14 protein-coding genes are annotated in these 13,926 nt (G+C 37.6%); 11 read left to right on the plus strand and 3 right to left on the minus strand.

The window, feature by feature from the left end:
- Window positions 1-151 precede the first annotated feature (151 nt).
- Complete coding sequence (gene nadE / locus DNG35_RS06380; protein ID WP_111127078.1) at window positions 152-940, minus strand: NAD(+) synthase; 789 nt, start codon at window positions 938-940, stop codon at window positions 152-154.
- A gap of 58 nt (window positions 941-998) precedes the next feature.
- On the opposite strand from nadE, the gene gldB reads away from it, so the two are divergent.
- Both gldB and gldC read left to right on the plus strand, forming a co-directional pair.
- Window positions 999-1,955: a gliding motility lipoprotein GldB gene (gene gldB, locus DNG35_RS06385; RefSeq protein ID WP_111127080.1), complete on the plus strand. Its 957-nt coding sequence runs from the start codon at window positions 999-1,001 to the stop codon at window positions 1,953-1,955.
- A gap of 5 nt (window positions 1,956-1,960) precedes the next feature.
- On the plus strand, window positions 1,961-2,293 hold the full coding sequence (gene gldC / locus DNG35_RS06390) for a gliding motility protein GldC (RefSeq protein WP_111127082.1): 333 nt from the start codon (window positions 1,961-1,963) through the stop codon (window positions 2,291-2,293).
- Here gldC and yihA read toward each other — a convergent pair.
- On the minus strand, window positions 2,290-2,889 hold the full coding sequence (gene yihA / locus DNG35_RS06395; protein WP_111127084.1) for a ribosome biogenesis GTP-binding protein YihA/YsxC: 600 nt from the start codon (window positions 2,887-2,889) through the stop codon (window positions 2,290-2,292). The genes gldC and yihA overlap by 4 nt on opposite strands.
- A 3-nt stretch (window positions 2,890-2,892) precedes the next feature.
- Window positions 2,893-3,657: an alpha/beta fold hydrolase gene (locus tag DNG35_RS06400; RefSeq protein WP_111127086.1), complete on the minus strand. Its 765-nt coding sequence runs from the start codon at window positions 3,655-3,657 to the stop codon at window positions 2,893-2,895.
- Between the two features lie 265 nt (window positions 3,658-3,922).
- Here DNG35_RS06400 and mraZ point away from each other — a divergent pair, with 265 nt between their 5' ends.
- From mraZ to murG, 9 genes are all read left to right on the plus strand, one after another.
- Window positions 3,923-4,393 (plus strand): division/cell wall cluster transcriptional repressor MraZ, encoded by a 471-nt coding sequence (mraZ, locus tag DNG35_RS06405; RefSeq protein WP_111127088.1) that lies wholly within the window; start codon window positions 3,923-3,925, stop codon window positions 4,391-4,393.
- Window positions 4,374-5,285, plus strand: coding sequence for a 16S rRNA (cytosine(1402)-N(4))-methyltransferase RsmH (rsmH, locus tag DNG35_RS06410; RefSeq protein ID WP_111127293.1), 912 nt, complete (start codon window positions 4,374-4,376; stop codon window positions 5,283-5,285). Before mraZ ends, rsmH begins: the two co-directional genes overlap by 20 nt.
- Entirely contained in the window at window positions 5,278-5,592 is a 315-nt protein-coding gene (locus DNG35_RS06415) for an FtsL-like putative cell division protein (RefSeq protein WP_111127090.1), read from the plus strand. The genes rsmH and DNG35_RS06415 overlap by 8 nt, the downstream gene beginning before the upstream one ends.
- Window positions 5,592-7,556 carry a penicillin-binding protein gene (locus tag DNG35_RS06420; protein ID WP_111127092.1) on the plus strand — a complete coding sequence of 655 codons (1,965 nt, stop codon included), beginning with the start codon at window positions 5,592-5,594 and terminating at the stop codon, window positions 7,554-7,556. Before DNG35_RS06415 ends, DNG35_RS06420 begins: the two co-directional genes overlap by 1 nt.
- Window positions 7,553-9,019, plus strand: coding sequence for a UDP-N-acetylmuramoyl-L-alanyl-D-glutamate--2,6-diaminopimelate ligase (locus tag DNG35_RS06425; RefSeq protein WP_111127094.1), 1,467 nt, complete (start codon window positions 7,553-7,555; stop codon window positions 9,017-9,019). The genes DNG35_RS06420 and DNG35_RS06425 overlap by 4 nt, the downstream gene beginning before the upstream one ends.
- Before the next feature lie 5 nt (window positions 9,020-9,024).
- On the plus strand, window positions 9,025-10,263 hold the full coding sequence (mraY, locus tag DNG35_RS06430; RefSeq protein WP_111127096.1) for a phospho-N-acetylmuramoyl-pentapeptide-transferase: 1,239 nt from the start codon (window positions 9,025-9,027) through the stop codon (window positions 10,261-10,263).
- Window positions 10,263-11,600 (plus strand): UDP-N-acetylmuramoyl-L-alanine--D-glutamate ligase, encoded by a 1,338-nt coding sequence (gene murD / locus DNG35_RS06435; RefSeq protein WP_111127098.1) that lies wholly within the window; start codon window positions 10,263-10,265, stop codon window positions 11,598-11,600. Before mraY ends, murD begins: the two co-directional genes overlap by 1 nt.
- 63 nt (window positions 11,601-11,663) lie before the next feature.
- Window positions 11,664-12,839 carry an FtsW/RodA/SpoVE family cell cycle protein gene (locus DNG35_RS06440; protein WP_111127100.1) on the plus strand — a complete coding sequence of 392 codons (1,176 nt, stop codon included), beginning with the start codon at window positions 11,664-11,666 and terminating at the stop codon, window positions 12,837-12,839.
- Window positions 12,836-13,924 carry an undecaprenyldiphospho-muramoylpentapeptide beta-N-acetylglucosaminyltransferase gene (gene murG, locus DNG35_RS06445; RefSeq protein ID WP_111127102.1) on the plus strand — a complete coding sequence of 363 codons (1,089 nt, stop codon included), beginning with the start codon at window positions 12,836-12,838 and terminating at the stop codon, window positions 13,922-13,924. Before DNG35_RS06440 ends, murG begins: the two co-directional genes overlap by 4 nt.
- The last annotated feature ends 2 nt before the right edge of the window (window positions 13,925-13,926 follow it).

The following is a 13,926-nucleotide window of genomic DNA, read 5'->3' on the forward strand; positions in this document are numbered from 1 at the left end:
TGCTTATTGTGGGAGAGTAGGTCGCCGCCTTTTTTAAGCCCTCATCTTTTGATGGGGGCTTTTTGTTTTTATGGACTCCTATAGAAACAATACCAAACAAAAAACCCGATGAAAACTCATCGGGTGGTTTTCCTTATTTTTGGAATAAAGCCTATTTCCACTCTTCAGGAATTTCACAAACCGGTATCGGAATCATTTTATGAAGGTTGGCTCGGTGTCGTTGTTGGTATATTTTAAAAACTTCCGCTTGACGACCCGAAAAATCATCTAAAATCTTTCCTTGGGCAACTATTTTCATCGCCCATTCCAGTTCGTCGTATGAAGCACCAATTTGGTCTTCATCGGTTCTGCTGTCGCCAAATAAACCATCGGTTGGAGCTGCTTTTTGTATCGAACTCACAACGCCAAGGTACTCCGCGACAGCGTAAACTTCACTTTTCATCAAATCGGCAATCGGACTCAAATCGACACCGCCGTCACCATATTTAGTGAAAAATCCTACACCAAAATCTTCAACTTTGTTTCCTGTTCCGCAAACTAAAAATCCGTTAATTCCTGCCAAATAATAAAGTGTGGTCATACGTAACCTTGCACGGGTATTGGCAAGTGAAAGTTGATAGCTGTCTTCATTTTTGGCAACAGGCAAACTCGCTTTGATGCTTTCGAACGCATTTGTTAAATCTAGGTCTTCGTTAAGGACATTGTCATAATTTTCCATCAACCAGTCGATATGTTCTTGCGCACGATTTACCTGACTCTTTGCTTGATGTATGGGCAATTCTACACACAGAGTGGGTAAACCAGTCCTGGCACAAAGGGTTGAAGTTACCGCAGAGTCAATTCCACCACTGATTCCAACCACAAAACCTTTAGTTTTACTTTTTTCAACATAATTTTTTAGCCAATTGGTGATGTGTTGTACAACTTTTTCGGTTTGCATGACGTTGTTTTTTTAGGTTACCTTTGTCAACAAAAATAAGCAAAGCGAAAGAAATAATATGAAAAATCTTATTCCTCTATTTTTTGTACTTTTTTTAGTTTCCTGTCAGGAAGACAATAAATTGGAAGCAGAAATTGCAACAATTCCTATGGATGTTGAAGTGCATCGTTTTGACCAAAAATTTGCGAAAGCAACTCCAGAAACTTTACCACACCTGAAGGACGAATATCCGTATTTGTTTCCAGAAAATATTGCTGATTCGGTTTGGGTCGAAATGTTGAGTGATACTTTGCAAAATGAGTTAGAAAGTGAAGTGAATATCGCTTTCGCGGATTTTAACTCAGAAACAGAAGAACTAGAAAATGCTTTTCGTCATTTTAAATACTATTTCCCAGAGTTTATAACACCAAAAGTGGTGACGGTAATTTCTGAAGTAGATTATCGAAATAAAGTGATTGCAGCAGATGATTTACTTTTAATAGGTTTAGATAATTATTTAGGCGAAGACCATAAGTTTTACGTAGGCATACAAGATTACATCGCCAAAAATCTTAAAAAAGAACGTATTGTAAATGACGTTGTTGAAGTTTATGGCAAGCAACTGATCAATCAACCGAAAGATCGTACTTTCTTAGCGCAAATGGTTTACTACGGAAAAATTCTTTACCTAAAAGACAAAATACTTCCCGAGAGTTCAGATGCTTTAAAAATAGGTTATACAGAAAAAGAAATGGACTGGGCAAATACTAATGAGGAAGAAATTTGGCGTTATTTTATCGAAAACGAATTGTTGTACGACACCGATTCACAGTTACAATCTCGTTTTATCAATTTGGCTCCTTTCAGTAAGTTTAGGTTGCAGTTAGATAATGAAAGTCCACCACAATTGGGGCAATACATCGGTTGGCAGATTGTACGACAATTTGCTGAGAAAAATGAAGCGATGAGTCTTCGGAAAGTCTTAAATTTGCCAGCTAAAACCATTTTTGAAAATTCAAGTTACAGACCAAAATAAGCTAGATGAACAAGAAATCTGAAATAAAAATACAAGTAGAAGTAGACGAAAATAATATTCCTGAGAATTTACACTGGACGGCTCGTGATGGTGGCGTTGCCAACGAAAAAGCCAAAGCCATGTTGCTCTCTATTTGGGACAGCAAAGCCCAGGAAACCTTACGGATCGATTTGTGGACAAAAGATATGCCCGTAGATGAAATGAAAGTTTTCTTTCATCAAACTTTAGTAGCGATGAGCGATACGTTTTACCGTGCGACCGACGACCAAAAAATGATGGAAACCATGAAGGATTTCTGTGATTATTTTGCCGATAAACTAGAGTTGAAAAAGAATTAATTCAATGAATTATTAATCTCTCCAATATAGTTCAACACTTCATCGGCTCCAATTTTATTAGAGGAAGAAGTCAAAAAATAAGGCGGTAATTCTTCCCATGTTTCCAAAAGAGTAGCGTTATAACTATTGATTTTATTTTCTAAGGCTTTGGGTTTTACTTTGTCGATTTTAGTAAAAATAATCGCAAAAGGAATCGCGTTTTCTCCCAACCATTGCATAAACTCCAAATCTATTTTTTGCGGCTCGTGCCTACTGTCAATTAACACAAATGCCGATATCAGTTGTTTACGTTTGTTAAAATAGTCGGTAATAAACTTCTGGAAAGTCTTTTTGGATTGTTTGCTTACTCTGGCATAACCATAACCTGGTAAATCTACCAAATGCCAGTTTCCGTTAATCAAAAAATGATTGATAAGCTGTGTTTTTCCAGGTCTTGCAGAAGTTTTTGCAAGATTTTTTCTGTTGGTCAACATATTGATGAGCGAAGATTTCCCAACATTACTACGGCCGATAAAGGCATATTCTGGCAAGTTGTTGTTAGGGCATTTAGCGACATCGCTATTGCTCATCACAAAAGTAGCCGACTTGATTTCCATAGCTTAAAACTTTTTGCGTTGCAGCCATTTTAATAAAATCGCGTTGAATTCATCAGGGTGTTCCATCATTGCGGCGTGACCACATTTGTCTATCCAATACAAATGGGAATCGGGTAATAAATCGTGAAATTCTTCTGCCACTCGAGGTGGAGTTACATTATCTTGCTTTCCCCAAATAATGCAAGTTGGCGTCTTCATTTTAGGCAAATCTTTAGCCATATTGTGGCGTATTGCACTTTTTGCAATCGCTAAAGTTTTGATAAGCTTGTTGCGATCGTTTACAGTTGCATAAACCTCATCTACAATTTCTTTGGTCGCTACTTTTGGATCATAAAAAACGTTTTCTGCTTTTTTCTTGATGTAATCGTAATCGCCTCTTTTGGGATACGTTTCACCCATTGCACTTTCGTAAAGACCAGAACTTCCCGTAATAACCAAGGCTTTTATTGATTCAGGGTAAAGTTTGGTGGCCAACAAAGCAATGTGTCCGCCAAGCGAGTTCCCTAAAAGAATCACTTCATCATAGCCTTTGTGATCGATAAACTCTTTAATGAATTTTGCAAAATTACCGACACTCGTTTTAAGAAGTGACATGGTATAGAGCGGTAACTCTGGGATAACAACTTTATAACCGTGTTGCGGAAAAAAATGAGTGACTCCATCAAAATTACTCAATCCACCCATCAAACCGTGAAGAACAATAATTGGAGTTCCTTCTCCAATTTCTAAGTAGGTAAACTTCCCTTCCGATTTAAGATGTTTTTCCATTCAGTAGTTACTAGTTAGTTATCGCAAATATAAATATTCTTTCACAAGTATAGGCTTTTTAACAAAATCAAACAATTTATTTTATCACATTCAAGCAAAACTTTACCTCAATCAATTCACAATCAAGCCTCAGCAATTTTCCATTATTTCACCAAAAAAATCAACCTTCGTAGGCTGCTTTTACTTAAAAACTTATTAACAAAGTGGTAAAAAGTGGTAAAAAGTGGTAAAAAAATCAATATATTTGACCTAATAAAGAAACGAAGTGGTAAACCTCATAGGAACATACGAATGTAAAATCGATGCAAAAGGTAGGCTCATGCTACCTTCTGCACTGAAAAAGCAATTGTTACCTGTGTTGGAAAAGGGTTTTGTTGTCAAACGCGCTGTTTTTCAGCCATGTTTAGAGATTTATCCGATGGATGAATGGAATTCGCTGATGACGAGAGTCAATCAGTTAAACCGATTTAAAAAGAAGAACAACGACTTTATTCGTCGTTTTACTGCAGGAGTAAAAATGATTGAGATTGATGCCAACGGAAGATTGTTGGTACCAAAAGACTTATACACTTTTGCGGGATTAGAAAAAGAAATCGTGCTGTCATCGGCGATTAACATTGTAGAAATTTGGGATAAATCGAAATACGAAAAAGCCATAGAAGATGCCGCAGGAGATTTTGCTGATTTAGCCGAAGAAGTAATGGGAAACACAGATGATGAATTTGGAATATCATAAACCGGTCTTACTACAAGAGTCTGTTGACGGATTAGGCATCCGACCAAACGGAATCTATGTAGACGTCACTTTTGGTGGCGGTGGTCATTCTTCTGAAATCCTGAAAAGACTTGGTGATAAAGGAAAACTTTTTGCTTTCGATCAAGATAAAGACGCGCAAGCCAATATTATAGACGATGCACGATTTGCACTTATTCCGGAAAACTTCAGGTACCTCAAAAAATTCTTACGCTTTCACGGAATTAAAAAAGTTGATGGTATTCTAGGTGATTTTGGCGTTTCTTCACATCAATTCGATGTGGCAGAAAGAGGTTTCTCCACCCGATTTGATGGCGAGCTCGATATGCGCATGAACCAAGAAAGCGAGCTTTCGGCTTATCAAGTGATTAATAATTATGCTGAAGCGGATTTGCGTCAAGTGTTTTACGAATACGGCGAACTGAAAAACGCACCAAAACTAGCGCGAACAATTGTAGAAAGCAGAAGTAAGCAGCCTATAAGAACCAGTGAGCAACTAAAAGAGCTATTAATGCCTTTGCTGTTTAAAGGAAAAGAGTTTAAAATTTTAGCACAGATTTTCCAAGCCATTCGCATTGAAGTCAACCAAGAAATACAAGTGCTGAAAGAGTTTCTGCAGCAAACCGAAGAAGTATTAAAACCAGGTGGAAGATTGAGCTTGATTTCTTATCACTCACTAGAAGATAGATTAGTAAAAAGGTACATTAGAAGTGGTTTGTTTGAAGGTGAACCCGAAAGAGATTTCTATGGAAATATTAGAGTTCCTTTCAAGAAAGTGGGTGGTTTGATCATTCCTTCGGAAGAGGAGAAAGAAAAAAACAACAGAGCGAGAAGTGCCAAATTACGAATAGCAGAAAGATTAAAAGATGAGTAGGGTTTACGATTTTTTAAAAGGGAAATTTCTGATTAGTGATGACGCGATACATAACTGGCGTTTCATTTTGTTTTGTACAGCTTTGGCAATTTTTATGATTGCTTGTTCGCACGATGCAGAACGAAAAGTGCATCAGATTGCTCAACTCAATAAAGAAGTAAAAGACTTAAGGTCAGAATCGATAGAAGCAAAGAAAAACGTGATGAAACTCAAAATGAAATCGGCGGTAGAAGAAAAAGTATTGCCCTTGGGAATCATTACCGCTAACGAACCGCCAAAAAAACTTAAAATCTTAGTAGAAAAATAATGACCACAGAAAAAAAGGTGTTGAATAGACTTTACATCATCGCGGCAGGAATTTTCTTGTTTGCGGTTGCTATTGCTGTAAAGTTGGTCAATATACAAGTGGTCGAAGGTGATAAATACCGTGAACTATCAGAACAAAGGGTTTTCAAAAGTTTTGTAATTCCTGCCAACAGAGGAAACCTTTACGATGCCAACGGAAATTTATTGGCGATTTCAGTACCCGAATATGAAATAAGGTTTGATGCCGAAACCGTTTCTCAGGAAAATTTTGAAAAAAATTTGATGCCACTTTCTAAAGAGTTGGGAAAAATGTTTGGTAAACCAGCCAGTCATTATGCGGCAAGACTAAGAAAAGCGAGAATAGACAAGAACCGATATTACCTTATCGAAAAGAATGTAGGTTACTCTGATTATATCAAAATCAAGAGTTTTCCGATGTTTGAGTTGGGTGCTTACAAGGGTGGTTTTATTGCTGAGCAACATACGGTAAGAGAATTGCCTTTAGGAAAAATTGCCGAAAGAACTGTAGGACGCGGTCAAGCCGGATTAGAAGGTGCTTACAACGAATATTTAACAGGTCAAGACGGAAGAAGGCTTAAGCAAAAAATTGCTAAAGGGCAATGGAAACCGATTGGCGATGAAAATGAGTTGGAGCCAGAAGATGGTCTCGATGTGGTTTCTACCATCGATATTTCTATTCAAGACATTGCGCATCACGCTTTATTAGGTCAATTGGAAAAATACAAAGCCGATCACGGAACAGTTGTCGTGATGGAGACCAAAACAGGTGAGATCAAAGCCATGGCGAACTTAGGTCGTACCGAAGAAGGAAAATATTATGAAAAGAGAAATTATGCCATTTGGGAATCGCAAGAGCCAGGATCAACCTATAAGTTGATGACTTTGGTGGCAGCACTCGAGGACAAAGTAGTCGATTCTGCTGATGTTTTTGATTCTGAAGGTGGAAAAATAAAATATTACGACCGTACGGTAAAAGATTCGCGTGTTGGTGGTTACGGTGAAATTACTGTTGCTAAAGCGTTTGAAGTATCCTCAAACACGGTTTTTTCAAAATTTATTGTCGAAGGTTATAAGGACAATCCAGAAAAACTGGTGAACCGTCTCAACTATATGGGCTTAAACCAAAAAATTGGCCTAGAAATAAAAGGAGAAGGAACTCCAACAATTCCGCATCCGGATGATAAAAACTGGTATGGGACGACACTTCCGTGGATGTCTTTTGGTTACGGAGTGACGATTACGCCTTTGCAAACCTTAGCTTTTTATAATGCTATTGCAAATGATGGCGTTATGATCAAACCAAGATTAATCAAAGAGATAAGAAATAGAGATCAAGTGATTCAGAAGTTTGAAGAAGGTCAGATCAAAAACACGATTTGTTCGAAAGAGACGGCGGCTGTAGTTCGAGAAATGATGAAAAATACGGTTATCAGAGGAACGGCAGCAAATATTCATACCGAAGATTTTAGTATGGCAGGAAAAACGGGAACGTGTTTGACAGGTTATGGGAAAAACAAATCAGGCGAATATGTTTCTTCGTTTGCGGGTTATTTTCCAGCGGAAAACCCGCAATATTCCTGTATTGTTGTGATTACCAAACCCGATAAAAGTATTGGTTATTACGGAAATATTGTGGCAGCGCCGGTTTTCAAAAAAATTGCCAAAGAAATTTATACCGACACGCCAAATGTGCAAGAGGTAAAACCATCCGAAAATTTGAAAAGACAAATCGATAAGAGTTTTAACGGCTATTACGATATCACCCAAAACTATAAAACAGTCATGCCGAATGTCACAGGTTTACCAGCGATGGATGCGGTTTCTATTTTAGAAAATTTAGGCTTGACCGTAAAAGTTTCTGGAATGGGTAAGGTTACCAAGCAATCGGTCGCTAAAGGAGAAAAAATAAAGTCGAACCAAATCATTTTTTTACAAACAAGTTGATTTTTTTAAAAGACATATTATATAAAGTAGCTATCAATTCTGTGGTGGGAAATACGAATATCAGTATCAATAACCTGTATTTCGATTCGCAGAAAGTAGAACTCAATGATGTTTTTATTGCTATAAAAGGCGAAAATGCAGATGGCCATAATTACATCAAAAGTGCAGAGGATAATGGAGCTTTGGCGATTATTTGTGAGCAATTACCAGCGAGACAAGTAAGTGGCATCACTTACGTTGAAGTGGAAAATTCAAAAAGAGCTTTGGCAATCATAGCAAGCAATTATTACGGAAACCCCTCTTCAAAATTAAAACTTGTGGGGATTACCGGAACCAACGGTAAGACCACCGTTTCGACACTGTTGTACCAACTTTTTACCAATTTAGGTTATAAAACAGGTCTGATTTCTACCATTAAAATTATGGTGGCAGATCAAGAGTATGCAACCTATCTCACCACGCCAGATTCACTTGCCATCAATAAATATTTGGCAGAAATGGTAGAAGAAGGTGTCGATTATTGCTTTATGGAAGTAAGCTCACACGGGATTGCTCAGCATAGAACAACTGCTTTACAATTTGCAGGTGGAGTGTTCACCAACCTTTCTCACGACCATCTCGATTATCATAAAACATTTAAAGAATATCGGGATGTGAAGAAAATATTCTTTGATGAATTGTCTAAAAATGCATTTGCACTCACCAATCAAGATGATAAAAACGGTGAATTTATGGTGCAAAACACCATTGCTAACAAGAAAACTTATGCTTTAAAAACCAACGCCGATTACAAAGCACATATTTTAGAAAACGAAATCAGCGGATTGTTACTTAAAATAAACAACCACGAAGTTTGGACGAAGCTTATCGGAAGTTTTAATGCATATAACTTAACAGCCATTTTCGCTGTAGCGGATTTACTTGGAGTTGATATGTTAGAAAATCTCCGCCACTTAAGTCAACTAAATTCTGTGAGCGGAAGATTTCAGTATTTCATTTCCGATAAAGAAAAAGTCACGGCGATTGTAGATTATGCACACACACCTGATGCGCTTAAAAACGTTTTGGATACCATCAACACGATAAGAACCAAAAACGAGACTTTGATTACCGTTGTGGGTTGTGGTGGAAATAGAGATGCTACCAAAAGACCAAAAATGGCACATATCGCTTCCGCAAATAGCGATAAAAGCATTTTTACGAGTGACAACCCTAGAAACGAAGATCCTGATGCCATCATTAGAGATATGGAAAAAGGCGTTGAGTCGCAACATGTGTCGAAAGTCATTTCGATCGCAGACCGGAAACAAGCCATCCAAACCGCATGTGTTTTGGCCAACAAAAATGACATCATTCTTATTGCAGGAAAAGGTCACGAAACTTATCAAATTATCAAAAATGAACGATTGGATTTTGATGATATGAAAATTGTAAAAGAAATTTTAGAACAACTCGATAAATAAAAACTATGCTGTACTATTTGTTTCAATATTTAGAAGAACAATACCAGTTTCCAGGAGCCCAGATATTTGAGTTTATCTCTTTTAGAGCGGCCATGGCTGTGATTTTTTCTTTGTTGATTTCTACCATTTTCGGTAAGAAAATTATCAATATTTTATTAGCAAAACAAGTAGGAGAAAGTGTAAGGGAGTTGGGTCTTGAAGGGCAATCAGAAAAAGCGGGAACTCCAACAATGGGGGGAATCATCATCATTATGGCAACGCTTATTCCTGTCTTGCTATTTTCCAAATTAGAAAACATCTATATCATTTTACTGATTGTGACCACACTTTGGATGGGAGCCATTGGTTTTTTAGACGATTATATCAAAACCTTTAAGAAAAACAAAGAAGGCTTAAAGGGGAAATTCAAAGTATTTGGACAAGTTGGTTTAGGGATTATTGTTGGTGTCACGATGTATTTTCATCCCGATATCACCATTAAGGAAAAACCAAAAGTAGATCAAGTAGAAGTGGTAGAAAACACGATGGAAGTCCAAGAGAAAAGCTATAGCTCTGTCGAAGAAAAATCAATAAAAACAACAATTCCGTTTTTTAAAAATAATGAGTTTGATTACGAAAGTCTCATCACCTGGATAAATCCAGCTTATGCCAAGTATGCTTGGTTGGTTTTTATTCCCATAGTGATTTTTATTGTGACTGCTATTTCCAACGGAGCGAATCTTACCGACGGTATCGATGGCTTAGCCGCAGGTTCGTCGGCAATTATTGTACTTACTTTAGGTCTGTTTGCTTGGGTTTCGGGTAATATTATTTTCTCCGATTACCTCAATATCATGAACATTCCCAATTCGGGTGAAATGACCATTTATATTGCTGCTTTTGCAGGAGCTTTAGTTGGGTTTTTATGGTACAATACCTATCCAGCACAAGTATTTATGGGTGATACCGGTAGTTTAACCATTGGTGGAATTATTGCGGTATTGGCAATTGCTACCCGTAAGGAATTATTGATTCCTCTCTTATGCGGAATTTTCTTTGTCGAAAATTTATCGGTTATTCTTCAGGTAGGCTGGTTTAAGTACACCCGAAAGAAAACAGGTACAGGAAGACGCATCTTTTTGATGTCGCCATTACACCACCATTACCAAAAACGAGGTTACCACGAAAGTAAAATTGTGGTTCGCTTCTGGATTGTAGGCGTATTCTTAGCCATTTTAACTGTCATTACCCTAAAACTAAGATAATGAGCAAACGATTGGTCATATTAGGAGGAGGAGAAAGTGGTGTAGGAACAGCTTTGTTGGGCAAGCAAAAAGGCTATGAAGTTTTTTTGTCTGATAAAGGTGTATTGACTGATAAATATAAAGAAGTTTTAAAAAATGAGGCCATAGATTTTGAAGAGAATCAGCATACAGAAAAGAAAATACTAAATGCAGCTTTAGTGGTAAAAAGTCCGGGAATACCAGATAGTGCTTCATTAATTGTTTCGCTTAAAGCGGAAAAGATACCCGTAATTTCTGAAATCGAGTTTGCTTCTTGGTTTACCGATGCTACCCTTGTGGGAATTACCGGAAGTAACGGAAAAACCACGGTAACGAGTTGGACAGATTATACCTTAAAAAAGGGTGGACTGGAAACTATTATGGCGGGAAATATTGGGGAAAGTTTCGCGAAAAGCGTAGCCACCAAAAACTCAGATTATTATGTGTTGGAGTTGAGTAGTTTTCAATTGGACGGAATCGAAAAGTTTCATCCGCATATTTCGGTGATTACCAATATCACACCCGATCACCTCGATCGATACAATTATGATTTTGAGGCATATATCGCTTCTAAACTTAGGATTACCAAAAACCAAACCTCGGCAGATTATTTTATTTACGATGCCGATGACAAAGCCATTTCTGGTTGGTTGGAAAAAAATGAGGTAAAAGCACAACAGCTTCCGCTCAAATTTGAAAAGCACAACCAAAACGGAGGCTATATAGACAACAACCAATTACATATAATTATTAACGATAACCATTTTACTATGCCACAAGACACCTTAGCACTAAAAGGCCAACACAACACCAAAAATGCAATGGCAGCAGCAACAGTTGCACAGCTTCTCAAAATTAGAAAACAAACCATTAGAGAGAGTTTAGAACGTTTTCACGGAGTAGAACACCGTTTAGAGTTTGTGCTAAAAATCAATAACGTACAATACATCAACGACTCTAAAGCAACCAACGTCAACGCAACTTATTATGCATTAGAAAGTATGAAATCAGACACGGTTTGGATTGTCGGAGGAGTAGATAAAGGAAATGATTACAGCGAGTTGCTTCCTTTTGTGAATGAAAAAGTAAAAGCTATTATTTGTTTAGGCTTAGACAACCAAAAAATCATCGATGCTTTTAGTAATTGTGTCGACCTGATCATAGAAACCAACAGTATGGAAGAAGCAGTGCATCAAGCTTACCATATTGCCGAAAAAGGCAATAATGTGTTGCTTTCTCCAGCTTGTGCGAGTTTTGATTTGTTTAAGAATTACGAAGAACGAGGCAGACAATTTAAAGAACAAGTAAGAAGATTATAAATTTTGGCGATCAGCACCAACATATCAAAAAAGAATATTTTTTATTACCTCAAAGGGGATAAGATGATTTGGGCATTGACCGTGCTTTTAGCGATATTTTCTTTTATTCCGGTCTATAGTTCCAGTAGCAACTTGGCTTACCTTTATGGAGACGGTGGTACTTTTGGCTACTTGCTGAAGCATTTTGTTCACCTCTTCTTAGGCTTTGTCATGCTCTTTTTTGTGCATAAAATACCCTATCATTATTTCAAGGCATTTTCTATTTTACTCATGCCGGTGATTGTCGTATTGCTTGTTTATACTTTAGCTCAAGGTGAAACGATGGGCGGAGCAAATGCAAGCCGTTGGATAAAAATCCCATTTTTAGGTGCAGGTTTCCAGACTTCAAACGTAGCATCGGTGGTTTTGATGATTTATGTGGCAAGGTATTTATCAAAAATCTATCAAAAAGAAATCACTTTTAAAGAAACACTGCTTCCGCTTTGGGTGCCGGTGGGTATCGTTTTGGCATTAATATTACCAGCAAACTTTTCGACTACAGCGATTATATTTTCTATGGTGATTGTACTGGTATTTTTAGGAGGTTATCCGTTAAAATATATTGGAATTATCTTATTGGCTGGACTTATTGCATTGTCTTTATTTGTGCTTGCGGCAAAAGCATTTCCAGATGTTTTTCTGAACCGTGTAGACACATGGATAAGTCGTGTCGAAAACTTTACCAAAGAAGGAGATTCAAAAGAAGATTACCAAATAGAAAGAGCAAAAATAGCAATTGCCAATGGTGGTTTTGCAGGTGAAGGCATCGGAAAAAGTATCCAACGTAACTTTTTACCCCAATCTTCCTCCGATTTTATTTTTGCCATTATTATAGAGGAAATGGGACTTATTGGTGGTTTTGGGGTGATGTTAGCTTACTTGCTGATCCTATTTCGACTAGTGATTATTTCTACCAAAGCGAATACTATTTTCGGAAAACTGCTCGTCATAGGGGTTGGTTTACCTATTATTTTTCAGGCTTTGATCAATATGGCAGTTGCGGTCGAGTTGTTTCCCGTTACAGGGCAAACTTTACCACTAATTAGTAGCGGAGGAACTTCTATTTGGATGACGTGTATTGCGTTGGGAATTGTACAAAGTGTAAGTGCAAAACGCGAAGAGATTAGAGAAAAGGAAGAATCAGAAAATGCGGAAAGCAGTATTGAAAATCCGCTAGATATATTGAGTGAAACATTATGAGCAGTCCAAGATTTATCATATCAGGAGGAGGAACAGGAGGACATATATTTCCGGCAATTGCGATTGCAGATGAACTGAAATCGAGATTTCCTGAAGCAGACATTTTATTTGTAGGAGCCAAAGATCGTATGGAAATGCAAAAAGTTCCTGCGGCAGGTTATCCTATCAAGGGACTTTGGATTAGTGGAATCCAACGTAAGTTGACGTTAGATAACTTAAGCTTTCCGTTAAAGCTTATCAAGAGTATTGCTAAATCACGTCAGATCATCAAGCAATTTAAGCCTGATGTAGTGATTGGTACGGGTGGTTTTGCAAGCGGTCCGTTGCTAAGGGCGGCTAACCAAAAAAAGGTTCCTACCGTTATTCAAGAGCAAAATTCTTATGCAGGGGTAACCAACAAATGGGTGGCAGCAAAAGCTAATGCCATTTGTGTGGCCTATGACGGAATGGAAAAATATTTTCCGAAGCATAAACTCAGGTTCACAGGGAACCCTGTGAGACAGGATTTGTTGGAAATCAATTCAAAAAGGGAGAAAGCCATCAGCTATTTTGAGTTAGACCAAAACAAAAAAACACTCTTGGTTTTAGGGGGAAGTCTAGGTGCTCGAACCATCAACGAATTGATAGAGAAACACCTGGATTTTTTCGAGGAACAAGATATTCAGGTTGTTTGGCAAACAGGCAAGTTATATTTCGATCGATTTCAGCAATATAATGACAAAAAGCATGTCAAAGTGCACCAGTTTCTTGATAAAATGGATTATGCTTACGCTTGTGCGGATTTAATTATTTCACGTTCGGGAGCAGGTACGGTAAGCGAGTTGTGTGTGGTAGGAAAACCGGTCATTTTTATTCCTTCACCAAATGTAGCTGAAGATCATCAAACCAAAAATGCCAAAGCCATTGCAGAAAAAGAAGCAGCAATTTTACTGAAAGAATCGGAGTTGGAAAACTTTTTCAAATCCCTTTTTCTCGCTTTAATGAACGACGAAAAGAAGCAGAAGAAAATGGCGAAAAACATACAAGATTTGGCCAAGCCAAATGCAACCAGAGATATTGTCAACGAAATTATTAAACTATTGTAAAT

Source organism: Mesonia sp. K7, from assembly GCF_003233725.1.
Lineage (GTDB): Bacteria > Bacteroidota > Bacteroidia > Flavobacteriales > Flavobacteriaceae > Mesonia.

Bases quoted from the DNA above. Each gene is read 5' to 3' on its own strand.
- murD (WP_111127098.1), top strand. From the start codon at position 10,263: ATGAGCAAACGATTGGTCATATTAGGAGGAGGAGAAAGTGGTGTAGGA.
- mraY (WP_111127096.1), top strand. From the start codon at position 9,025: ATGCTGTACTATTTGTTTCAATATTTAGAAGAACAATACCAGTTTCCA.
- DNG35_RS06400 (WP_111127086.1), bottom strand. From the start codon at position 3,657: ATGGAAAAACATCTTAAATCGGAAGGGAAGTTTACCTACTTAGAAATT.
- rsmH (WP_111127293.1), top strand. From the start codon at position 4,374: ATGAATTTGGAATATCATAAACCGGTCTTACTACAAGAGTCTGTTGAC.
- DNG35_RS06415 (WP_111127090.1), top strand. From the start codon at position 5,278: ATGAGTAGGGTTTACGATTTTTTAAAAGGGAAATTTCTGATTAGTGAT.
- gldC (WP_111127082.1), top strand. From the start codon at position 1,961: ATGAACAAGAAATCTGAAATAAAAATACAAGTAGAAGTAGACGAAAAT.
- nadE (WP_111127078.1), bottom strand. From the start codon at position 940: ATGCAAACCGAAAAAGTTGTACAACACATCACCAATTGGCTAAAAAAT.
- DNG35_RS06440 (WP_111127100.1), top strand. From the start codon at position 11,664: ATGATTTGGGCATTGACCGTGCTTTTAGCGATATTTTCTTTTATTCCG.
- murG (WP_111127102.1), top strand. From the start codon at position 12,836: ATGAGCAGTCCAAGATTTATCATATCAGGAGGAGGAACAGGAGGACAT.
- DNG35_RS06420 (WP_111127092.1), top strand. From the start codon at position 5,592: ATGACCACAGAAAAAAAGGTGTTGAATAGACTTTACATCATCGCGGCA.
- yihA (WP_111127084.1), bottom strand. From the start codon at position 2,889: ATGGAAATCAAGTCGGCTACTTTTGTGATGAGCAATAGCGATGTCGCT.
- gldB (WP_111127080.1), top strand. From the start codon at position 999: ATGAAAAATCTTATTCCTCTATTTTTTGTACTTTTTTTAGTTTCCTGT.